Annotated in this window: 22 protein-coding genes and 1 tRNA gene; 5 read left to right on the forward strand and 18 right to left on the reverse strand. The window is 71.8% G+C overall.

The genetic code is table 11. The features are described from left to right. Window positions 1–93 precede the first annotated feature (93 nt). A complete protein-coding gene (locus CP977_RS18090) occupies window positions 94–1,623 on the forward strand; it encodes an MFS transporter (RefSeq protein ID WP_062753592.1) in 1,530 nt (509 codons plus the stop codon). A gap of 210 nt (window positions 1,624–1,833) precedes the next feature. After that, the gene (locus CP977_RS18095; protein ID WP_152370476.1) at window positions 1,834–2,598 is read left to right on the forward strand and encodes a TetR/AcrR family transcriptional regulator; all 765 of its coding nucleotides are present in this window, start codon (window positions 1,834–1,836) and stop codon (window positions 2,596–2,598) included. A gap of 125 nt (window positions 2,599–2,723) precedes the next feature. Here CP977_RS18095 and CP977_RS18100 read toward each other — a convergent pair whose 3' ends face one another. Beyond that, complete coding sequence (locus tag CP977_RS18100) at window positions 2,724–4,280, reverse strand: MDR family MFS transporter (protein WP_471957861.1); 1,557 nt, start codon at window positions 4,278–4,280, stop codon at window positions 2,724–2,726. A 93-nt stretch (window positions 4,281–4,373) separates the two neighbouring features. After that, the gene (locus CP977_RS18105) at window positions 4,374–4,817 is read right to left on the reverse strand and encodes a MarR family winged helix-turn-helix transcriptional regulator (RefSeq protein ID WP_062756969.1); all 444 of its coding nucleotides are present in this window, start codon (window positions 4,815–4,817) and stop codon (window positions 4,374–4,376) included. 201 nt (window positions 4,818–5,018) lie between these two features. Here CP977_RS18105 and CP977_RS18110 point away from each other — a divergent pair, with 201 nt between their 5' ends. Further along, the gene (locus tag CP977_RS18110) at window positions 5,019–5,243 is read left to right on the forward strand and encodes a hypothetical protein (RefSeq protein ID WP_152370477.1); all 225 of its coding nucleotides are present in this window, start codon (window positions 5,019–5,021) and stop codon (window positions 5,241–5,243) included. Window positions 5,244–5,480: 237 nt separating this feature from the next. Here CP977_RS18110 and CP977_RS18115 read toward each other — a convergent pair whose 3' ends face one another. The 8 genes from CP977_RS18115 to CP977_RS18145 form a co-directional block, all read right to left on the reverse strand. Further along, on the reverse strand, window positions 5,481–6,395 hold the full coding sequence (locus CP977_RS18115; protein ID WP_183953323.1) for an RNA polymerase sigma factor SigF: 915 nt from the start codon (window positions 6,393–6,395) through the stop codon (window positions 5,481–5,483). Between the two features lie 234 nt (window positions 6,396–6,629). Further along, entirely contained in the window at window positions 6,630–7,475 is an 846-nt protein-coding gene (locus CP977_RS18120) for an RNA polymerase sigma factor SigF (RefSeq protein ID WP_062756968.1), read from the reverse strand. Window positions 7,476–7,722: 247 nt separating this feature from the next. Further along, window positions 7,723–8,016, reverse strand: a complete 294-nt coding sequence (locus CP977_RS18125; RefSeq protein ID WP_062753582.1) for a Dabb family protein — start codon at window positions 8,014–8,016, stop codon at window positions 7,723–7,725. A gap of 9 nt (window positions 8,017–8,025) precedes the next feature. Beyond that, entirely contained in the window at window positions 8,026–8,190 is a 165-nt protein-coding gene (locus CP977_RS34125) for a hypothetical protein (RefSeq protein WP_163013800.1), read from the reverse strand. Between the two features lie 393 nt (window positions 8,191–8,583). After that, window positions 8,584–8,668: transfer RNA gene (locus CP977_RS18130), tRNA-Ser, on the reverse strand. A 78-nt stretch (window positions 8,669–8,746) separates the two neighbouring features. Continuing rightward, window positions 8,747–9,175 (reverse strand): tRNA adenosine(34) deaminase TadA, encoded by a 429-nt coding sequence (gene tadA / locus CP977_RS18135; RefSeq protein WP_062753580.1) that lies wholly within the window; start codon window positions 9,173–9,175, stop codon window positions 8,747–8,749. A 131-nt stretch (window positions 9,176–9,306) separates the two neighbouring features. Continuing rightward, complete coding sequence (locus CP977_RS18140) at window positions 9,307–9,843, reverse strand: tRNA adenosine deaminase-associated protein (protein ID WP_062753578.1); 537 nt, start codon at window positions 9,841–9,843, stop codon at window positions 9,307–9,309. A gap of 359 nt (window positions 9,844–10,202) precedes the next feature. Then, window positions 10,203–10,412 carry a hypothetical protein gene (locus tag CP977_RS18145; RefSeq protein ID WP_030209434.1) on the reverse strand — a complete coding sequence of 70 codons (210 nt, stop codon included), beginning with the start codon at window positions 10,410–10,412 and terminating at the stop codon, window positions 10,203–10,205. Window positions 10,413–10,504: 92 nt separating this feature from the next. Here CP977_RS18145 and upp point away from each other — a divergent pair, with 92 nt between their 5' ends. Then, window positions 10,505–11,140 carry a uracil phosphoribosyltransferase gene (upp, locus tag CP977_RS18150; RefSeq protein ID WP_062753576.1) on the forward strand — a complete coding sequence of 212 codons (636 nt, stop codon included), beginning with the start codon at window positions 10,505–10,507 and terminating at the stop codon, window positions 11,138–11,140. Between the two features lie 4 nt (window positions 11,141–11,144). Here upp and CP977_RS18155 read toward each other — a convergent pair whose 3' ends face one another. From CP977_RS18155 to CP977_RS18180, 6 genes are all read right to left on the reverse strand, one after another. Beyond that, entirely contained in the window at window positions 11,145–11,774 is a 630-nt protein-coding gene (locus tag CP977_RS18155) for a LytR C-terminal domain-containing protein (protein WP_062753574.1), read from the reverse strand. A gap of 138 nt (window positions 11,775–11,912) precedes the next feature. Beyond that, window positions 11,913–12,209 carry a type II toxin-antitoxin system VapB family antitoxin gene (locus CP977_RS18160; RefSeq protein ID WP_030209440.1) on the reverse strand — a complete coding sequence of 99 codons (297 nt, stop codon included), beginning with the start codon at window positions 12,207–12,209 and terminating at the stop codon, window positions 11,913–11,915. 289 nt (window positions 12,210–12,498) lie between these two features. Beyond that, a complete protein-coding gene (locus CP977_RS18165; protein WP_062753572.1) occupies window positions 12,499–14,052 on the reverse strand; it encodes a M20/M25/M40 family metallo-hydrolase in 1,554 nt (517 codons plus the stop codon). A gap of 159 nt (window positions 14,053–14,211) precedes the next feature. Beyond that, a complete protein-coding gene (pip, locus tag CP977_RS18170; RefSeq protein WP_109186723.1) occupies window positions 14,212–15,162 on the reverse strand; it encodes a prolyl aminopeptidase in 951 nt (316 codons plus the stop codon). Window positions 15,163–15,172: 10 nt separating this feature from the next. Beyond that, the gene (locus tag CP977_RS18175; RefSeq protein ID WP_062753567.1) at window positions 15,173–15,781 is read right to left on the reverse strand and encodes an RBBP9/YdeN family alpha/beta hydrolase; all 609 of its coding nucleotides are present in this window, start codon (window positions 15,779–15,781) and stop codon (window positions 15,173–15,175) included. Window positions 15,782–15,876: 95 nt separating this feature from the next. After that, complete coding sequence (locus tag CP977_RS18180) at window positions 15,877–16,530, reverse strand: TetR/AcrR family transcriptional regulator (protein WP_062753565.1); 654 nt, start codon at window positions 16,528–16,530, stop codon at window positions 15,877–15,879. 233 nt (window positions 16,531–16,763) lie between these two features. On the opposite strand from CP977_RS18180, the gene wrbA reads away from it, so the two are divergent. After that, window positions 16,764–17,372, forward strand: coding sequence for an NAD(P)H:quinone oxidoreductase (gene wrbA, locus CP977_RS18185; RefSeq protein WP_152370479.1), 609 nt, complete (start codon window positions 16,764–16,766; stop codon window positions 17,370–17,372). 24 nt (window positions 17,373–17,396) lie between these two features. On the opposite strand, the gene CP977_RS18190 is transcribed toward wrbA, so the two are convergent. Together CP977_RS18190 and CP977_RS18195 are read right to left on the reverse strand one after the other, a co-directional pair. After that, the gene (locus CP977_RS18190) at window positions 17,397–17,684 is read right to left on the reverse strand and encodes a metal-sensitive transcriptional regulator (RefSeq protein ID WP_062753561.1); all 288 of its coding nucleotides are present in this window, start codon (window positions 17,682–17,684) and stop codon (window positions 17,397–17,399) included. A gap of 284 nt (window positions 17,685–17,968) precedes the next feature. Further along, window positions 17,969–20,128 carry a TerD family protein gene (locus CP977_RS18195; protein WP_152371588.1) on the reverse strand — a complete coding sequence of 720 codons (2,160 nt, stop codon included), beginning with the start codon at window positions 20,126–20,128 and terminating at the stop codon, window positions 17,969–17,971. Window positions 20,129–20,209: the final 81 nt, after the last annotated feature.

Genomic DNA, 20,209 nt, shown 5'->3' on the forward strand with positions numbered 1-20,209 from the left:
GAGCACGGCCGAAAATAACCGCTATACAGTGTAAGAGAGCCCTTGTACGGTGTACGAGAAACCTATCCCGTACACCGTACAAGGAGTGCTGCCATGACGGCGACGACCGCCGCGAACGATCCGTCCGCCGCCCCCGGCGGCCACCCTCAGCGCTGGCTGATCCTCGGCGTCATCTGCCTGGCCCAGCTCACCGTGCTGCTCGACAACACCGTGCTCGGCGTCGCCATCCCCTCGCTGACCTCGGAACTCCACGCCTCCACCGCCGACATCCAGTGGATGATCAACGCGTACTCGCTCGTCCAGTCCGGCCTGCTCCTGACCGCCGGCAACGCCGCCGACCGCTACGGCCGCAAGAAGCTCCTCGCCGCCGGGCTCGCGCTCTTCGGCCTCGGCTCGCTCGCCGCCGGACTCGCCGACTCCACCGCCCAGTTGATCGCCGCCCGCGCGGGCATGGGCGTCGGCGGCGCGCTGCTCATGACCACCACGCTCGCCGTCGTCATGCAGATCTTCGACGACTCCGAGCGGGTCAAGGCCATCGCGCTGTGGGCCACCGTCAGTTCGCTCGGCTTCGCCGCCGGGCCGCTGATCGGCGGCGCCATCCTGAACCACTTCTGGTGGGGCATGATCTTCCTGATCAACATCCCGGTCGCGCTCGTCGGCCTGGTCGCCGTCGTCAAGCTGGTCCCGGAGTCCAAGAACCCCCAGGGCGAGCGGCCCGACCTGGTCGGCGCGCTGCTCTCCACCGTCGGCATGACCGCCGTCGTGTACGCGATCATCACCGGTCCCGAGCACGGCTGGACCTCCGCCGAGGTGCTGGTCCCGGCGTTCGTCGGCGTCGCCGTCCTCGCCGCCTTCGCCCGGTGGGAGCTGCACGTCCCGTACCCGATGCTCGACATGCACTTCTTCCGCGACCAGAAGTTCGTCGGCGCGGTCGCGGGCGCGATCCTGGTCATGTTCGGCATGGGCGGCTCGCTCTTCCTGCTCACCCAGCACCTGCAGTTCGTCCTCGGCTACGAGCCGCTGGAGGCCGGTCTGCGGATGGCGCCGCTCGCCCTGACCGTGGTCGCGCTCAACCTGACCGGCGTCGGCCCGCGGATCGTGATGAAGCTCGGCACCGCGCCCACCGTGGCCGTCGGCATGACGCTCGTCGCGGCCGGTCTCGCCTCGATCGCCCTCATCGGCGGCGGCACGGAGAGCAGTTACTGGGGGATGCTCCTGGGCCTGGTCCTGATGGGCGTCGGCCTCGCGGTCTCCAACCCGGCCATGGCCAACGCCATCATGAGCGCGATCCCGCCGGAGAAGGCCGGGGTGGGCGCGGGCGTCAACGGCACCCTCGCCGAGTTCGGCAACGGCCTGGGCGTCGCCGTCCTCGGAGCCGTGCTCAACGCGCGCTTCGCCGCCCTCGTCACCGTCACCGCGACCTCGCTGCCCGCCGCCCTCGCGGCGGCCGGGAGCGACGCCGAACGGGCCCGGGTCTCCGACGCGTTCGCCTCCGGCCTCCAGACCAGCCAGCTGGTCGGCGCGGTCGCCGTCCTCGCGGGCGGCCTGCTCGCCGCGGTCCTGCTCGGCCGGGCCGAACGGGCGGAGAAGGCAACGGCTCCCAAGTCGTCGGTGGCTGCCTAGGGCGTGTCCGGAAAGTAGCGTCGTCTGCCCGTCAGGGCAGGGCCGGCGGTGTCCGGTGCGTGCGATCGCAAGGCGGAGGAGGGAGTCATGGCGTGCCATGGCGACCGACGACAACGCGGCGAGCGTGCGTGCCGGGCGCCGCCGGCCAGACGGGACTTTCCGGACACGCCCTAGCATGGCCAACGGACCGCTGACAGACGGAGGAACGCGATGGTCAAGGCAGCCGACAGGGCCAAGGACCCGGCGCGTTCCAGCGTCTGGCTGGAGGACCGGGCCCCCCGCCGGGGGAGTGGCCCGGCCGGTCTCGACCGGGACCGGATCGTGGCCGCCGCGATCCGGATGCTCGACGAGGAGGGGCTGAACGGCCTCTCGATGCGCAAGCTCGCGACCGAGCTCGGCGTCACGGCGATGTCGCTCTACTGGTACGTGGACACCAAGGACGACATCATCGAGTACGCCGTCGACTCGGTCTACGCGGAGGTCGACGCCGCCGCGATCGGCACCGACGGCGACTGGCGCGACCGGCTCCGGGCGCTGGCCCTGGAGTACCGGAGGATGCTGGTCCGCCACCCGTGGATGTCGCCGTGCGCCGGCAAGTACCTGAACATCGGGCCGAACTCGATCGCCGTCGGCGCCCGGATCCACGAGGCGATCCGGGACACCGGACTGCCGATGCACCGCCGGCCGAGCGCGATGTCGGCGGTCTTCCAGTTCGTGTACGGCTACGGGACGATCGAGTCGCAGTTCCAGCGGCGGGCGGCGGAGGCCGGCATGTCGCAGGACGCCTTCTACGGGGAGGCGCTCAAGGCCTTCCGGGACGACGCGCAGTTCATCGAGGCGCTCGAACCGATGACGGAGCTCCTCGACGAGCGGGCCTCGCACGGCAGCGTCGACGACATCTGGGACCGGGACTTCGCGTACGCCCTCGACGTCCTGGTCGCCGGCATCGAGGTGATGGTGGCGCGGGGCGAGTAGGGCCCGTCCGACCCTGATCCGCCGGACACGCCCCAGGAACGCGACGGAGCGGCGGGCCGTCCCCTGCCCGCCGCTCCGTACCGACCCGGCCGCGCCTCCGCTCGAAGCGCGGCCGGGAGCTTCTCCTACCTGGCGTTCGCCGTGACCTTCTCGTCCACGACCGCCTTCTCCTCCGCCTTCACCGTGCCGCTCTTGAGGGCGACCTCCTTGATGAACAGCGTCACCAGGAAGGCGAGCAGCGCGAACGGCGCCGAGTAGAGGAAGACGTCCGCGACGCCGTGGCCGTACGCGTCCTCCATGACCGTGCGGATCGGGGCCGGCAGCTTGTCCATGTCGGGGATGCCGCCGCCCGTGCCGCCCTGGCCCATGGCGCCCGCGGCCTTCGGGCCCAGCTCGGCCAGGCCCTCCTTGACGTAGTCCGTGACCCGGTGGGCCATGACCGCGCCGAGCGCCGAGACGCCGACCGCACCGCCCAGGGAGCGGAAGAAGGTGACGACGGAGGAGGCGGCGCCGAGGTCGGCGGGGGCCACCTGGTTCTGGGTGCAGAGCACCAGGTTCTGCATCATCATGCCGAGGCCGAGGCCGAGGAGCGCCATGAAGAGCGCGATGTGCCAGTACTCCGTGTCGTACCGGATCGTGCCGAGCAGGCCGAGGCCGCCGGTGGCCAGGGCGCCGCCGCTGACCAGCCACGCCTTCCAGCGGCCGGTCTTGGTGATGATCAGACCGGAGACGGTGGAGGAGACGAACAGGCCCGCGATCATCGGGATGGTGAGGACGCCGGACATCGTCGGCGACTCGTTGCGCGCCAGCTGGAAGTACTGGCTGAAGAAGACCGTGCCGGCGAACATCGCGACGCCCACGAAGAGCGAGGCGAGCGAGGCCAGGGTGATCGTGCGGTTGCGGAACAGGCGGAGCGGGATGATCGGCTCGCTCGCCTTCGACTCGACCAGGAGGAAGAGCCCGCCGAGGGCGACGGAACCGAGGACCATGACGGCCGTCTGCCAGGACATCCAGTCGTACTTGTCGCCCGCGAAGGTGACCCAGACGAGGAGCAGGGAGACGGCGGCGCTGATGAGGAAGGCGCCGGCCCAGTCGACCTTGACCTGGCGCTTCACGACGGGGAGCTTCAGGGTCTTCTGCAGGACGAGCAGCGCGATGAGCGCGAAGGGCACGCCGACGTAGAAGCACCAGCGCCAGCCGAGCCAGTCGGTGTCGGTGATGACGCCGCCGAGGAGCGGGCCGCCGACGGTGGCGACGGCGAAGGTCGCGCCCAGGTAGCCGCTGTACCGGCCGCGCTCGCGCGGGGCGATCATGGCGGCCAGGATGATCTGGGAGAGGGCGGTCAGACCGCCGACGCCGATGCCCTGGACGACGCGACAGGCGATCAGCATGCCGGTGCTCTGCGAGAGGCCGGCGACGACCGAGCCCGCGACGTAGATGACCAGGGCTATCTGGACGAGCAGCTTCTTGGAGAAGAGGTCCGCGAGCTTGCCCCAGAGCGGGGTGGTCGCGGTCATCGCCAGGAGGGCCGCGGTCACGACCCAGGTGTAGGCGGACTGGCCGCCGCCCAGGTCGGTGATGATCTGCGGCAGGGCGTTGGAGACGATCGTCGAGGACAGGATGGCGACGAACATGCCGAGCAGCAGCCCGGAGAGCGCCTCCATGATCTGCTTGTGCGTCATCGGGGCGCCGCCGGAGGCGAGGTCCCCCTCCTTTGCGCTCCCGCCGCGCACACCGGTCTCTGGTGTGGTGCTAGCCATGGACTTCCTTCGTTCTCAAGCGTGGTGGGCCCGGCAGTCCCCGAAGGAATCGCGGAGGCGGGCGAGCAGGGTGGTGAGCAGTTCGACGTCGTCGTCGGACCACTCCGCGAGGGTGCGGGCGAGCACGTCGGTCAGCCGTCGGTCGAGGACGGCGAGCATGGACTCGCCCGCCGGGGTCAGATGGAGGATGCGGGAGCGCCGGTCGGCGGGGTCGGGCAGGCGCTCGACCCAGCCGCGGTCCACGGTGTGGGCCACGTGACGGCTGCTGACCGACATGTCGACGGCCATCAGCTCGGAGACGCGGCCCATCCGCATGTCCCCGTGGTGGTTGAGGAGCGCGAGGACGATCGCGGATCCGCCGGGGCACTCGGCGGGCAGGGTCCGCGCGAGTCCGCGCTTCACAGCCCCGATGGCGCTCACCTGGCGGGCGAGGTTCTCGTACCGGTTTCCTGTGTTTATCGCGTGCTCCACCGCGTACTCCACATATCTTGTTGCTTAGGGCAACCATAGAGATGGATGGTTGCTCCAGGCAAACTAAATCGGTCAAACAGCGCTAAAGAATCGGCAAAGGGGAGCCGAGGAGCCGTGCGCGGCCCCTCGCGCGGGTCGCGGGGCGGCCGGGGTTGGGCGACCCGGCCGACTTCGCTAGGGTCCTGGCCCATGGCACACAACCCCCAAGCACCGTACGGCCAGGGCCAGGGCCCCGAGGGCTCCTACGACCCCGCCGGCAGCACCCAGATGTTCCGCGCCTTCGTCGACGAGGGCGCCCCGCAGCAGCAGCCGCAGGCTGTCGCCGCCTCCTCGGGCCCCCGGGTGGGCCTGATCGCGGGAGTGTTCGCGGCCGTCGTGATCCTGGCGGGCGTCGCCTGGCTCGCGTTCGGCTGACCGTTCCGCAGGTCTCGCACAGCTCGCACGACGCACGTCCCGTACGGCCTGCGCCCCCCGCACGTCCCGCACGTCCCGCACGTCCAGGGCGGGCCGGCTCCGCACCACGCGGACCGGCCCGCTTCTGTTTTCTCCGGGCCCTCCGGGCCCGCTCCCCGGCGGTCGCCGGACGGCGAGCGGCCCCCTCGTCGGCGTACCGCCGTCCGAGGGGGCCGGTCGAGGACCGTCCGAAGGGGGTCAGTCGGAGATGAGGCCGTCCCGGAGCTGGGCCAGGGTGCGGGTGAGCAGGCGCGAGACGTGCATCTGGGAGATGCCGACCTCCTCGCCGATCTGCGACTGGGTCATGTTGGCGAAGAAGCGCAGCATGATGATCTGCCGCTCGCGGGGCGGGAGCTTGGCGAGCAGCGGCTTGAGCGACTCGCGGTACTCGACGCCTTCGAGCGCGGTGTCCTCGTAACCGAGGCGGTCCGCGAGGGAGCCCTCGCCGCCGTCGTCCTCGGGCGAGGGGGAGTCGAGCGAGGAGGCGGTGTACGCGTTGCCGACGGCGAGGCCGTCGACCACGTCCTCCTCCGACACCCCGAGCACGGCGGCCAGTTCGGCGACGGTGGGGGAGCGGTCGAGCTTCTGGGCGAGCTCGTCGCCGGCCTTGGTGAGGGCGAGGCGCAGCTCCTGGAGCCGGCGCGGGACCCGCACGGACCACGAGGTGTCGCGGAAGAAGCGCTTGATCTCGCCGACGACCGTGGGCATCGCGAACGTCGGGAACTCCACGCCCCGTTCGCAGTCGAAGCGGTCGATCGCCTTGATCAGGCCGATGGTGCCGACCTGGACGATGTCCTCCATGGGCTCGTTGCGGGAGCGGAAGCGGGCGGCCGCGTACCGGACGAGGGGGAGGTTGAGCTCGATGAGGGTGTCGCGGACGTAGGTCCGCTCCGGGCTGTCGGCGGCCGCGCCCTCCGCGTCCAGGGCGCGCAGCCGCAGGAAGAGGGAGCGGGAGAGGGTGCGGGTGTCGAGGGCGCCGGTCGTGACGGGCATCGGCGGGGGCGTGGGCTCCGCGCTCTCGGGCGCCGTCGGCGCCGTCGTCTGCGTGGGCACGGGAACGACGGGAACGGGCGTGAGCGTGAGCACCTTGGAGCTGTCCAGTTCTGTGGACATGCCACCCCCTTGAGGTCGCGGACGGTCGCGGTGCCGCGACCGTCTGAGGAACGCAGCCACCACCTGAATACCGGCGGTGGGGCTGCGGCAAACGCGCTTCCAGCAGAATGTCACATGTCGGCAACACGCTGTAGTGACTTGTCGACACAATGTCTGCGCATATCCGCAGGAAACAAGGGGTTTACGGCATCCGGTGCGGCGCGGAACTACTCCGAACCGGTCTACCCGTTCCGGTTACGCTTCGATCCTGTTTGCGGATCTCAATCGTGCGAAGCTCCGCGCGAGGAGTCTTGACACGTGCATCTGGGAGACGCCGAGTTCCTGGCTGATCTGAGACTGGGTCAAGTTGCTGTAGTAGCGCAGCATCAGGATCCGCTGTTCCCGTTCGGGCAGTTGTACGAGAAGGTGCCGGACCAGGTCCCGGTGTTCCACCCCGGCGAGCGCGGGGTCCTCGTAACCGAGCCGGTCGAGCAGGCCCGGCAGCCCGTCGCCCTCCTGTGCAGCCTCCAGGGAGGTGGCGTGGTACGAGCGTCCGGCCTCGATGCAGGCGAGCACCTCGTCCTCCCCGATCCGCAGCCGCTCGGCGATCTCGGCGGTGGTGGGGGAGCGCCCGTGGGCGGTCGTCAGGTCCTCGGTGGCGCCGTTCACCTGGACCCACAGCTCGTGCAGCCGGCGGGGCACGTGCACGGTCCGCACGTTGTCCCGGAAGTAGCGTTTGATCTCGCCGACGACGGTCGGCATGGCGAACGTCGGGAACTGCACGCCCCGGTCCGGGTCGAAGCGGTCGATGGCGTTGATCAGGCCGATGGTGCCGACCTGGACGACGTCCTCCATGGGCTCGTTGCGGGAGCGGAAGCGGGCGGCCGCGTACCGGACGAGCGGCAGGTTGGCCTCGATGAGGGCGCCGCGCACCCGGTCGTGCTCGGGGGTGCCCGGCTCCAGGTTCTTGAGCTGGCCGAAGAGGACCTGGGTGAGGGCGCGGGTGTCGGCGCCGCGGGTGCTCTGGGGGCGCGTGCGCGGGGTCTCCGGGCCGCCTGCCTCGTGCTGGGGCGGGACTTGAGGTGCTGTACTGGCCGGCACGTTCACGCCACCTCTTTGGCTGGTCCTGCTGGGTCGACTGGTGTCAACTACGGTCAACTCATCCGTCAAAAGCGGTCATAGCATCACAAGACATGTCCACTGTGTGCAAGCACCCCATAACCACGTGTTGAGGACGCGGAGGGAGGGAAGAGAGGGCCGAATGGGGGGAGAGGTGAGGGGTGGGCGGGGGCCGGAAGGCGCGAGGCCCCCCGCCGTGACGGCGGGGGGCCTCGGTCGTGACCGGGGATCAGAACGCGTAGTCGGCGATCACCCAGGTGGCGAATTCCCGCCACTGGGCGACACCCGCCTGGTGGGCGGGGTGCTCCAGATAGCGCTGGAGGGCGTCGGTGTCCTCGACGGCCGAGTTGATGGCGAAGTCGTACGCGATCGGCCGGTCCGTGATGTTCCAGTCGCACTCCCAGAACCGCAGCTCCGGAATCTGCTCGCCGAGCGCCCGGAACGCCTCGACGCCCGCGACGACGCGCGGCTCGTCACGGGCGACGCCGTCGTCGAGCTTGAAGAGGACCAGATGGCGGATCACGGAGGGCTCCTAATTGATGAGTTCGGTCATGAACTCGCCGACACCCTGGGCGGCGCTGGAAATGCCCTCGAACCCTACCTGGACCAGATCCGCCGCCCTCGCCGGGGACGTGACGATCGTGTACAGAACAAAGACCACGACCGCGTACAGCGCGACCTTCTTCGCCTGCGCCATTTCCGCCCTCCCCAGTTCCCCCGCCGTACGACCGCGCCACTCTAACCGAGCCTTTACGGACCAAGGGCCCGGAGAACGGGGACTTTTGCCGCCCGCCGGAAGGGTGCCGTGCGCGCAGTATGGATGTCGAGCCCGGAGGACCCGGCAGGAATCCGAAGGGCTCCGGAACCGGCCCGCACTGCGGGGTCCGCGCCGCGAGGCCTCCCCCGACGACGGCGCGGACTTGAGGGCCCGGTTCTCACCGGGGGGAGCGGCTTGTCCCCCCGATGCCGCTCCCCCCGACCGGCGCCGCCCTGCCGGAGGCCCGTGCACCGGTCCCGTGCACTGGCTCCGTACCGGCCTCCGTACACGCCGAAGGGCCCGGTTCTGATGAACCGGGCCCTTCGATCGAAGCGGTAGCGGAGGGATTTGAACCCTCGGTGAGTTTCCCCACACTCGCTTTCGAGGCGAGCTCCTTCGGCCGCTCGGACACGCTACCGAGAGAGAGCTTAGCCGAAACTGGCGCTGCGATGAAATCCGTATCCCGCCGCAGGTCGGAGAGGGCTCACGGGGCACGTCAGCGGTCGCGGAAGAAGGCCGTCAGCTGTCGGGCGCACTCCTCGCCGAGGACGCCGTGGATCACTTCGGGGCGGTGGTTGAGCCGCCGGTCCCGTACGAGGTCCCAGAGCGAGCCCGCCGCGCCCGCCTTCTCGTCCAGGGCCCCGAACACCACCCGCTCCACCCGGGACTGGACCAGGGCGCCCGCGCACATCACGCACGGCTCCAGGGTCACGACCAGTGTGCAGCCCGTCAGTCGCCACTCCCCGGTCGCCGCGGCCGCCCGGCGCAGGGCCAGCACCTCGGCGTGCGCGGTGGGGTCGCCGGCCGCCTCCCGCTCGTTGTGCGCCCGCGCGAGGACCTTCCCGTCCGGGCCGAGCACGACCGCGCCGACCGGTACGTCACCGGCCGGCCCGGCCGCGTCCGCCTCGTCGAGAGCGAGCCGCATGGCGTCCCGCCAGGGGTCCCGCAGAGGATCCGGTAGGGGATCCCGTACGGGGCCGGAGCCGGCATCGGGGTCGGGATCGGGGTTCGGTCCGGGACCGGAGCCGGTCCCGGGAACAGGTGCCGCGGGGGCCACTAGCGGACGGCCTCCAGGACCTCGCCGGCGCCCAGCGCGTCCGCGATCTCCGCGAGCGCGTCGGTCTCCAGGGCGAGCAGTTCGGCCGGCGGCAGACCGAGGTCCGCCAGGATCAGCCGGTCGCCCACCGGGGCGGCCGGGACGGCCTCGGCGGCCACGGAGCCCGCCTCGTCGTCCTCGTCACCGTCGGCGTCGAGCGGTTCCCCGTCCTCCGTGCCGTCCAGGTCCAGCGACTCCAGCTCGTCGATCAGGTCCTCCGGATCGTCACCGAGGATCTCCCGGGTGAGCATCTCCCCGTACGAGGAACGCGCCGCGGCGGCCCCGTCCGAGACGTAGATGCGGGGGTCCTCCTCCCCCTCGATCCGGACGAGTCCGAACCACGCGTCCTCCTGCTCGATGAAGACGATCACCGTGTCGTCGTCCGAGGCGTCGCGGGCCAGCTCGACCAGATCCGACAGGGTCTCCACGTCGTCGAGCTCCGTGTCGCTCGCTTCCCACCCGTCTTCGGTGCGCGCGAGCAGTGCGGCGAAGTACACCTGACTCTCTCCCACTGATCAGAAGGTGTGACGTTCCGGTGGCGCGGTCCTGAGCCCCGCCCCCTCGGCATCGTGACAGAAACGGCGCCCGCAGGAGAGGTCTTCGGCTCTTGCGTCGTGCATCAGTCTGAACGTCCCCGCTATCGGGCGGGCGCGCGACCCCGGCGCACTCGGGGGGCGCACGGCGGGACCCGCCCCGTCGCCGCTGGTCCGGGCCCGTTTCCGCCGGTCGTACGGCATCCGGCGGGGCGCACCCGTACCACCGGCCCCGGGGGTCTCCGGGGCCCCGGCGCGTCCCCGCGCCCCTCCGGTCTCACCAGCGGAAGATCCGCGTCCTCACCGGCGGAGGGTCCGCGTCCTCACCAGCGGAAGGTCCGCATCCGCATGGCCTGTCGCATCCGGGCCGCCCGGGCGCGCCGGGGCTGCACGCGCTCGCGCAGGGCCTTCGCCTCGTGCAGCTCGCGGAGGAACTGGGCGCGGCGCCTGCGCCGCTCCGCGTCGGTCTCCGTCACCGGGCTCCGGGCCGCCCCCTCGGCGGGTCCCTCGGCCGGTCCTTCCAGGTCGGACATCTGCCACACCACCCCATCACCGGGTCCGTGTGCCCCCACCTTCCCCCAGTGGCGCGGATCGACGCCAGTGCGGGGCGGGCTACTGTTGAGTCATGCGTCTCCACGTCGTCGACCACCCCCTGGTCGCCCACAAGCTCACCACCCTGCGCGACAAGCGCACGGACTCCGCGACCTTCCGCCGTCTCGCCGACGAGCTGGTCACCCTGCTCGCCTACGAGGCCACCCGGGACGTGCGGACCGAGCAGGTCGACATCGAGACCCCGGTCACGACCACGACCGGTGTGAAGCTGTCGCACCCGCGCCCGCTGGTGGTCCCGATCCTGCGCGCCGGCCTCGGCATGCTCGACGGCATGGTCCGGCTGCTCCCGACCGCCGAGGTCGGCTTCCTGGGCATGATCCGCAACGAGGAGACGCTGGAGGCGTCGACCTACGCCACGCGGATGCCGGAGGACCTCTCGGGCCGCCAGGTGTACGTCCTGGACCCGATGCTGGCGACCGGCGGCACGCTGGTCGCGGCGATCCAGGAGCTGATCAAGCGCGGCGCGGACGACGTGACCGCGGTGGTGCTCCTCGCCGCCCCGGAGGGCGTCGAGGTCATGGAGCGCGAGCTGGCGGGCACCCCCGTCACCGTCGTGACGGCCTCGGTCGACGAGCGCCTCAACGAGAACGGCTACATCGTCCCGGGCCTGGGCGACGCGGGCGACCGCATGTACGGCTCGGCCGAGTAGGTCCTCAGCACTTCCCGGTCGGAGCGGGCGCGGGCTTGGTCAGGGCGACCAGGGCCGCGTCCGCCGTCGTCTTCGGGGACAGGTTCTTGAAGGCGGTCCCGATGATCAGGTCCACGTCCGCCGTCGCCCGGGTGTCCGTCTTGGTCGTGGCGCCCGCGAGCTGGGTGCCGAGGACCGGGAAGGCGCCCTTGGTGGCGGCGGGCGCGCCGAGGAGCAGTCCGGCGCCCGGGACCTTCTTGTCGTAGGCGGCGGGCGCGTTCCCGATCTTGCCCACCTTGAAGCCGCGTTTCGCCAGCTCGTCGGCCGTCGTCTTGGCGAGTCCGCTGCGCGGGGTCGCGTTGTAGACGTTGACCGTGATCTGCGCGGGCTTGGGCAGGGCCGCGGCCGGTGCGGCGGTCGGCGTGGGGGCGGGTTTGCAGTCGGCCTGTTTCCCGGCCGCCGCCTTCGTGCCCGCGTCGCCGGAGAACACGTCGACGAGTTGCAGTGTGCCCCAGCCGGCCGCGCCGAGCACGACCACGGCGGCGGTGGCCGCGAGGACGATCCTGCGCCGGCGGTGGGGGCGGCGCATGCGCGGGTAGACGTCCCCCGTGATGCGGTACTTTCCGCCCATGCCGGGGGGAGTGAGCATGCTCATGAACGCAGCGTAATGCCGCCCGTCGGCGATGCCTACTTGATGATCATGTGATCGCGTCCGGATGGGGTGGAACTGACCCCGAAAGGGTCAGCGACCGCCCCGTTCCGGCCGGTCGTCCACCCGTTCCGGGGACGGCCGTCAGTCCAGTTCGAGGACGCGGGCGTGGAGCACCTGGCGCTGCTGGAGCGCCGCGCGGACGGCGCGGTGCAGTCCGTCCTCGAGGTAGAGGTCGCCCTGCCACTTCACGACGTGCGCGAAGAGGTCGCCGTAGAAGGTGGAGTCCTCCGCGAGCAGGGTCTCCAGGTCCAGCTGGCCCTTGGTGGTGACCAGCTGGTCGAGGCGGACCGGGCGCGGGGCGACGTCCGCCCACTGCCGGGTGCTTTCCCGGCCGTGGTCGGGATACGGCTTTCCGTTTCCGATGCGCTTGAAGATCACACGGAAAGCCTACCGGGCGAGCGGCTCCCGGCGCAGCCACGCCCGCCCGGTGGGATGCCGGTGCAAACGGTGACGAACCGGAAATCGGGCGCCGTCGCGCGCGTGAACGGGCCGCCACCGGCCGGGGAGGCGGCCCGCGGCGGGTCCACACCTGCTCTCCGTGACCTCCCCTCCGGGTCCGCCCCCTGTCACCCGGAAGGGGCCCCGGAAGGCCGGCCGGGAACGGGGCGGGGGCCCTCCTCCGGCGACGTTCCGCCGGAGGAGGGCCCCCGGGGCCGGCCGGCGGTGCCTACTCGGTGACCTCGTGGTGGTCGTCGTGCAGGCCGCCGCCGCTGCCCGCGTCGCCGGTGGTCGGGACGGAGACGACCGGCTTGCGGAGCGAGGAGATGTCGTGGGCGTAGGTGCCCACGGCGTTGGCGATGACGTCGATGTTGATGTCGAACGCCTTCATGTTGATGTTGCTGAGGTCGTCGCCCTTGGCGTGGTAGTTCACGTCGTACGCGACGCCCGCCTGGCCGCCGAACTTGGCCGCCTGGCCCGCGGTCTTGATGCCCTCGGCGCCGGTGAAGGTGCCGCCGGAGGGGATGCCGACCTCGATGAACGGGCCGTAGTCGGAGCGGCCGGTGAAGTCGGTGCCCTCGTGCGGGTGCCCGTTCTTGTCGAGGAACTCGTTGATGTCGCGCTCCAGCTGCGCCGAGCCCGCGGGGCCGGCGCCCGCGCCGACGCCGTCCGAGTCGTCGCCGTCGTACACGAACAGGCCGTAGTTCGGCGAGGCGATCATGTCGAAGTTGAGGTAGAGCTTGATCTCCTTCTTGTCGAGCTCCGTGAGGTTCTTCACGTAGTGCTCGGAGCCGAGGAGGCCGTTCTCCTCCGCCGACCACCAGGCGAAGCGGACCTTGTTGCGGACCTTGTCCTTCGACGCGGCCAGCTTCAGGGCGGCCTGGAGGAGGCCGGCGGAGCCGGAGCCGTTGTCGTTGATGCCGGGGCCGGCGGTGACGGAGTCGAGGTGGGAGCCGAGCACCACGGTGTTGGCGGCGTTGCCGCCCTTGGTCTCCGCGATGACGTTGTTGGTGGAGCGCGTCTGCTGGAGCTGGCGGATCTCCACGGAGAGGGTGACCGGGCCCTTGGCGAGGTCGGCGGCGAGCGCCTGCCCCTCGGCCAGGGTGATGCCGCCGGTGGGGATCTTCCCGGAGGCGGCGTCCCCGAGGGTGCCGGAGAGGACGCCGTCGGCGTTGTTGTAGATGACGGCGGCGACGGCGCCGGCGTCGGCGGCGTTCTGCTGCTTGACGGCGAAGGCGCAGCCGCCGCGCTGGATGAGCGCGATCTTGCCGGTGAAGGCGCCGGCGGCGAAGTCGCCCGGCTCGCAGCCGGTGGTGGCGTCGGCGTCGACCGGCACGGCCACCAGCTCGGCCTTGACGCCGCCGACCGGGGTGGACTTGGTGTACGTCATGGCCTTGATGTCGAACGCGCGGGGCGCGGGGGAGACGACGGAGGCCTTCTCGGCCAGCGTCTCCGTGTACTCGAAGTCGAACTTCTCGTACCAGACGTGGTAACCGGCCTTCTTGAGCTGCGTGTACACGTACGCCGCCGAGGCGTCGTGCCCGAGCGAACCGGCCGCGCGGTGGCCGCCGGCCGAGTCGGCTATCGCCTGGAACTTCTGCAGGTGCTTGTAGGCGTCCTTGGCGGTGGTTTCGCGGACCAGCTTCTTCGCCAGCTTGGCGGCATCACGGGCGGGTGCGGCCGTGGGGTCCTGTCCCGCGGTGGCGGGGGAAGAGAGGACCAGCGGGGCGGCGAGGGCGGCGGCGGCGAGGATGGCCGCGGCTCGGCGCTGGGATGCGTTCACAGAAGTCCTTCCCGGTACGGACGAGGTTGAGGGGAAGTTAGCGATCTCGGGGGCGTTCTGTGAACAGATCCGCCACAATTCCTGCCGGGTCGAACAGGATTGACATCTGGAATTCTCAATTCCCTTACGGGTCGGCCGGTTTCGTCGCTTTTGCGGAGGTCAGGTCCGCGCGAAGCGGTCGAGGGCCGAGAGGACCAGGCGGCCGGTCTCCTCGCCACCCAGGTGACCGGCGCGCTCGACCACGTGCAGCTCGGCGTCCGGCCAGGCGCGGGCCAGCTCCCAGGCGGTGGCTAGCGGCCCGCCCATGTCGAGCCGGCCGTGGACCAGGACGCCGGGGATGCCGGCGAGCCGGTGCGCGTCGCGGATCAGGGCGCCCTCCTCCAGCCAGACGCCGTGCGCGAAGTAGTGCGAGCAGATCCGGACGAAGCCGAGCCGGGCGTCGTCGACGCGGTCGGTGTACGGGGTGCCCATGCCCTCCGCCGAGAGGACGGCGTCCTCCCAGGCGCACCAGTCGGCCGCGGCCTTCTCCCGTACGGCCCGCTCGGGGTGGTTCATCAGGGCGGCGTACGCCCTGACCAGCCCTTCCGCCCCGACCTCCGGACCGGCCCCGGCGCCCGCCCGGAAGCGCTCGTGGGCCTCGGGGAAGAAGCGTCCGGCGCCCTCGTACAGCCAGGCGGTCTCGGAGCGGCGGGTGGTGGTGACGGCGGCGATCACGATCTCCGTGACGCGCTCGGGGTGGGCCTGCGCGTACGCCAGGATCAGCGTGGAGCCCCAGGAGCCCCCGTACAGCAGCCACTTGTCGATCCCGAGGTGCTCGCGCAGCCGCTCCATGTCCGCGACCAAGTGGGCGGTGGTGTTGACGGACAGGTCGGCGGCCGGGTCGCTCGCGTGCGGGACGGAGCGGCCGCAGCCGCGCTGGTCGAAGAGGACGACCCGGTACGCCTCCGGGTCGAAGAGGCGCCGGGAGCGCGGGGAGGAGCCGGAGCCCGGCCCGCCGTGGACGACGAGCGCGGGCTTGCCCTCCGGGTTGCCGGAGACCTCCCAGTGGACGCGGTTGCCGTCGCCCACATCGAGCAGGCCCTGGTCGTATGGTGCGGTCCCCGGGTGCATCCGGCCGATCCTACCGACCCCTCACCCGCACCGACGGGTCCTCGCACCACTCCAGGACCGAGGGCCAGTCCCCGTACCCGGTGGCGGGGTTGAGGTGCTCGCCGCCCGGTACGTGGTCGAGGTCGAGGCCGAGCGGGCGGCCGTAGTGCAGGTCGGCGCCGTCGGGGCAGTACGGGTCGCCGTCCCCGTACACGAGGCGCGCCGCGAGGCCGGCCCCGGTGAGGTCGAGGCCGTCGGCGAAGGCGGCGATCTCGGGGATGGAGGCGGTCACGGGCGGCGAGGGCGGCGCGACGAGCAGCACCCGGTCGGCGTCCGGCCTGCGGTCCCCGGCCCGCAGCCACAGCAGGACGGACAGGCTGTGCGCGAGGACCACGAACTCGCTGTCGGCGGGCCGCCGTCCGTGCTCCTCCAGGGCGTCGAGCCACTCGGCGAGCACGGGCGCGTCCGGCGAGGGCAGCTGCGGGTAGCGGACCTCGTGCCCGCGCTCCCGCAGCCGCCCGGCGAGCCAGTGCTGCCAGTGGCCGGGCGGCCGGTGGTTCTGGAAGCCGTGCAGGATCAGGAAGGTCTTGGGCCCGGGGCCCGCCTCCGCTTCGGTTTCGGTCGCGATCTCGGTCGTCATGGCGGGATCGTGCGGTCCCGGGGGCCCGCAGGTCCAGCCGGGTTCCAGGGTGTGGACGGGTTCCGGGGTGCGGACGGGTTCCGGGGTGCGGGCCGTCAGCTGCCCTGCCGCAGGGTGAGCAGCTCCCGTACGCCCGCCTTGAGGCGCTCGCCCGACAGCTCCTGCTCGACGGCCAGGTGGTGCATGACGTCGGGGGAGAAGGGCGCGAGCAGCAGGTGCGCGAGGAGCGCGCCGTCCGCCCCCGGTCTGAGCTGCCCGATGAGCAGGGCGACGTGGGTGTGCATCAGCCGGTACGCGCCGCTGTGGTACCGGGCGCGGGGCGCGGCGGAGTGTGCGGCGAGCAGGATCTCGCGCTGCTCGGCGACGCGGTCGACCAGGGCGTCGAGGAAGGCGTCGAGCCGCTCGGCGGTCGGGGCGCCGGGCCCGAGCGGCGGCGGGCCGCTCATGTACGCCTCCTGGAACCGGCGCTCGCGGTCGTCGAGGAGCGCCCACAGGAGCTGGGAGACGTCGCCGAAGCGGCGGTAGACGGTGCCGACGCCGATGCCGCTGGCGTGGGCGACCTGGTTCATGGTGACGGCGTCGGGGCCCCGCTCGGCGACGATCCGGGCGGCCGCGTCGAGGATCCTGCGCCGGTTGCGGGCCGCGTCGGCGCGCTCGGGGGCGGGGGCGTCGAGGGTGGGGAGCAGCCCGGGCGCGGGCGCCGCCGTCCGCGTCTCGCGCTCCTCGGCCCGCGGGTTCTCGGTGCTCATCTCTGCGGACTCCTGCCCTTCTGCCCCTGTGTCCTGTCTCTGTGTCCTGCCCCTGGAACCGAGCATACCCGCCACCCTTGCAAAACGGATTGCTATCCGATTAGCCTCGTCCCGAGCATGCGGATAGTCATCCGTTTACTCGGGCGGACCCGCTCCCGGCCGACCGGACGCGGGGAGACCGCCGTGAAGTGACCGAAGAAGTGACCGAAGAAAGAGATCGAGGAGAGTCCGTCATGTCCGTCAAGGTCGCCGTCATCCACTACTCGGCCACGGGTACCGTCCACCGCCTCGCCCAGGCCGTCGCCGAGGGCGCGGAGAAGGCGGGCGCCGAGGTGCGCCTGCGCCGGGTCCCCGAGCTCGCCCCCGACGCCGCGATCGACGCGAACCCGGCCTGGCGCGCCCACGTGGACGCCACCGGCGACGTGGAGGTCGCCACGCTGGAGGACCTGGAGTGGGCGGACGCGTACGCCCTCGGCTCCCCGACCCGCTTCGGGAACGTGGCCGCGCAGCTCAAGCAGTACATCGACACGTCGGGCGGCCTGTGGCAGCGGGGCGTCATGGCGGACAAGCCCGCGACCGCCTTCACCAGCGCCCACAACGTCCACGGCGGCAACGAGTCGACGCTGCTCGCCCTCTACAACACCTTCCACCACTGGGGCTCGGTCATCGTCTCGCCCGGCTTCACCGACCCGTCGGTGTACGCGGCGGGCGGCAACCCCTACGGGACGGCCCACCCGGGCGCCCACGGCGCCCCCGACGAGAACTCCCTCGCCGCCGCCCGCTACCAGGGCGAACGCCTCACCCGCATCACGAAGCGCCTGAAGGGCCTGGCGGACGCCTGAGGTTCCCCGGCGCCCCGCGGGGGATCACGCCAGGGACAGGAACAGCTTCTCCAGGCGGGCCCGCATGGCCTCGCGGTCCTCGCCGTTCTCGCGGCCGCCCTCGATGTCGGTCAGGCACTGCTGGAGACCGGTCGCGATGATCGCGAAACCGGCCCGGTCGAGGGCGCGGGAGGCGGCGGCGAGCTGGGTCACGACCTCCTCGCAGTCCCGGCCCTCCTCGATCATCCGGATCACCCCGGAGATCTGACCCTGCGCCCGGCGCAGCCGGTTCAGTACGGCCTTGAGCTCCGCGCCCGCGAGATCGAGTTCCACAACGTCTCCTCCACAGATACCCCGGAGGGTGATGTACTCCCCGGCCCGGGGCTCCGTCGTAGTCCAAGGATGACATCCGGAGAAGCACACCGACGGCCGACGGGTGAGAGGCGCCCCCTACGGGAGGCGGGCGGTGGCCGACGGGTGGCGGGCGGTGGCCGCCGGGCCGGGGCCGGGAGCCCGGAGGGCTCGACCCGTACGGGAAGGCTCGACCCGTACGGGAAGGCTCAGCCCGTACGGGAAGGCTCAGCCCGTACGGGAAGGCTCAGCCCGTACCGGAAGGTTCACCCCGTACCGGAAGGCTCGGCCGTCTGCCGCGTCCGGCCGGGTCGGCGCTGCTCGAACTGCCCCAGGTGGGCGACGACCGACCCGTAGAAACGGTCCACGGCCTGGTCGACGCTGCGGATGAACCCCGTCTCCGCGCTGCCCCGCCCGCTGCCCATCCCCTTGAAGAGCGAGAGCCGGAAGCCGGTGATCTCGGCACCGTCCCCGGGCAGCAGGTCGCCCGGCTCCGGCCGCAGCCGCTCCAGCGTTCCGCGCGGCCCGTTCCGTCCGTCGAGCAGGGTTTCCACGTGCAGGTCGGCCGGGGCCTCCTCCAGGAATCGCAGGAGGCGCTTCGCGACCGAGAGCGGGTAGGCGCCGTCCGGGGCCGGCACGTCCATGGACGTGCGGATCTTCCCCGTGCGGAGGTCGGCCGTGACGGACAGGATGCTCCGCGCGCCGTCGACCCGTACCTCCGCGGAGAGCTTCCCCTCCTCGCAGAGCCGGTCGGCCAGCTCGGCGCGGCGGGACTTCGGGTCGGTGCCGCGCCGGGCCCGCTGCACGGGCAGCGCCTTCTGCCCCAGCTCGCCGCCGAGCCGCAGGCAGACCTGGCGGATCAGCCGCTCCCAGCTCTCCACGACCTCCACCGCGCGCGGATCGCCCTGGCACAGGGTCTCGGCGTCGATGCCGTCGCGCACGGGCACCCAGGCCGGCCCCATGTTCTGGAAGCCGTGACAGCCGGAGTTCTCGTGCTGGAGGTAGTGGAGCAGCTCCTGGAGGAGCCAGGCGTGCGCCGCGTTCCCGACGCCCTCGTGCCGGATCAGCATCTGGGCCTGGTGGGCGACCTCGGCCCACGAGAGGTGCCAGAGCGACACCTTGTGCTTGCGCCGCCCGTCCGTCTTGACCCGGACGAGGGGGCTGCCCTCCAGGGCCACGTCGTTGGACAGGGTGATGACGGCCTCGTACCCGCGCCGCGCGGCGATGTCCATGTAGGTCTGCACCTGCTCGGACTTCAGCGGGTTGCCGTTGGTCTTGGTCTCGACGAGCGCCGTCCACAGCTTCCCGGCCCGTTCCGCGCGGATGACGCCGTCCGGGCGCTTCGGGCTGTCCCCGTGGGGCAGCGACACCTCGGTGAACGTCTGCATCCGGCCCGCGGGCGCCCCGAACCCGGCGGTGAGGCGCCGGCCGAACTCCGGGACCTCCGCCATCACGGAGAGCAGCACCGACGTGGCGCGCACCTCGCGTTCCCGGTCGCTCTTGTAGGAGGGCACGGGGAAGAGGCGGGCGGGCTTCCAGGAGTCGTTCTCCGCCAGCGACTTCTTCGGGGCCTTCGGGAGGGTGACCTTCTTCTTGGCCGTACGCGTGCCACGGGGCCGGGCGGTGGTCGGGGCCGCCCGGTCGGCCCCGCCGTCAGCGGCCGGGACCGATCCGCCGACCGCCCCGTCGGCCGGGACCGAGGTCGGGGCCTGGGCCGGGGCCGGGACCGCCACCGGATCCGAGGCCGGCGCCGGATCCGTACCGGCGCCGGGACCCCTCTGCGCCGGGACCGTGACGACGGCCTCTTCCGTTTCCGTACCGCCGACGCCCGGGCCACCGACTCCGGCCTCGCCACCTTCACCGGCCGCTCCCACTTCACCGCCCTCGTCCTCCTCCTCGACGGTGATGCCGAAGTCGGTGGCGAGCCCGGCGAGTCCGGTCTCGTACCCCTGGCCCACGGCGCGGAACTTCCACTCCTCGTTCCGCCGGTAGAGCTCGCCGAAGATGAAGGCCGTCTCGACCGTGGCGTCCGTGATGGAGAAGCCGAGCAGCGGCTCGCCCGACCCGTCCGTGAGCGTCAGGCGCAGGTCGTCCAGGTCGCCGAAGCGGGCGCCGCCGTCCCGGCTCGCCGCCACCACGATCCTGGCGACGTCCTCGGGGATCGCCGTGAGGTCCAGGCTGATCCGGTCCTCGCTGCCGTTCTCCGTCGGGACCTTGCCCAGGAGCTGCACGCTTCCGTCCTCGGCGGCGGGACGGTTGTAGAAGTAGAAGTCGGAGTCGCCGCGCACCTTGCCGTCGCCGTCGAGGAGCAGCAGCGAGACGTCGGCGTCGCCGTCGCCCGCCGCGCTGCTCCAGCTCAGCCCGACGACGACCGCGCCGGTGTCCTCGCCGAGGGCGGCCAGCCCGATGTTGGCGCCCTTGAGCATCTCGTGCACGTGTCCCCCCGGACCCTCGCGATGTGATCTACGTCCCACGGGAACCGTAGCGTCCGCAACGGGAGGCCGAGT

The organism is Streptomyces cinereoruber, from assembly GCF_009299385.1.
Classification (GTDB): Bacteria; Actinomycetota; Actinomycetes; order Streptomycetales; family Streptomycetaceae; genus Streptomyces; species Streptomyces bikiniensis.

Bases quoted from the DNA above. Each gene is read 5' to 3' on its own strand.
- CP977_RS18090 (WP_062753592.1), top strand. From the start codon at position 94: ATGACGGCGACGACCGCCGCGAACGATCCGTCCGCCGCCCCCGGCGGC.
- CP977_RS18095 (WP_152370476.1), top strand. From the start codon at position 1,834: ATGGTCAAGGCAGCCGACAGGGCCAAGGACCCGGCGCGTTCCAGCGTC.
- CP977_RS18100 (WP_471957861.1), bottom strand. From the start codon at position 4,280: ATGACGCACAAGCAGATCATGGAGGCGCTCTCCGGGCTGCTGCTCGGC.
- CP977_RS18110 (WP_152370477.1), top strand. From the start codon at position 5,019: ATGGCACACAACCCCCAAGCACCGTACGGCCAGGGCCAGGGCCCCGAG.
- CP977_RS18115 (WP_183953323.1), bottom strand. From the start codon at position 6,395: ATGTCCACAGAACTGGACAGCTCCAAGGTGCTCACGCTCACGCCCGTT.
- CP977_RS34125 (WP_163013800.1), bottom strand. From the start codon at position 8,190: ATGGCGCAGGCGAAGAAGGTCGCGCTGTACGCGGTCGTGGTCTTTGTT.
- tadA (WP_062753580.1), bottom strand. From the start codon at position 9,175: ATGCGGCTCGCTCTCGACGAGGCGGACGCGGCCGGGCCGGCCGGTGAC.
- CP977_RS18145 (WP_030209434.1), bottom strand. From the start codon at position 10,412: ATGTCCGACCTGGAAGGACCGGCCGAGGGACCCGCCGAGGGGGCGGCC.
- upp (WP_062753576.1), top strand. From the start codon at position 10,505: ATGCGTCTCCACGTCGTCGACCACCCCCTGGTCGCCCACAAGCTCACC.
- CP977_RS18155 (WP_062753574.1), bottom strand. From the start codon at position 11,774: ATGAGCATGCTCACTCCCCCCGGCATGGGCGGAAAGTACCGCATCACG.
- pip (WP_109186723.1), bottom strand. From the start codon at position 15,162: ATGCACCCGGGGACCGCACCATACGACCAGGGCCTGCTCGATGTGGGC.
- CP977_RS18175 (WP_062753567.1), bottom strand. From the start codon at position 15,781: ATGACGACCGAGATCGCGACCGAAACCGAAGCGGAGGCGGGCCCCGGG.
- CP977_RS18180 (WP_062753565.1), bottom strand. From the start codon at position 16,530: ATGAGCACCGAGAACCCGCGGGCCGAGGAGCGCGAGACGCGGACGGCG.
- wrbA (WP_152370479.1), top strand. From the start codon at position 16,764: ATGTCCGTCAAGGTCGCCGTCATCCACTACTCGGCCACGGGTACCGTC.
- CP977_RS18195 (WP_152371588.1), bottom strand. From the start codon at position 20,128: ATGCTCAAGGGCGCCAACATCGGGCTGGCCGCCCTCGGCGAGGACACC.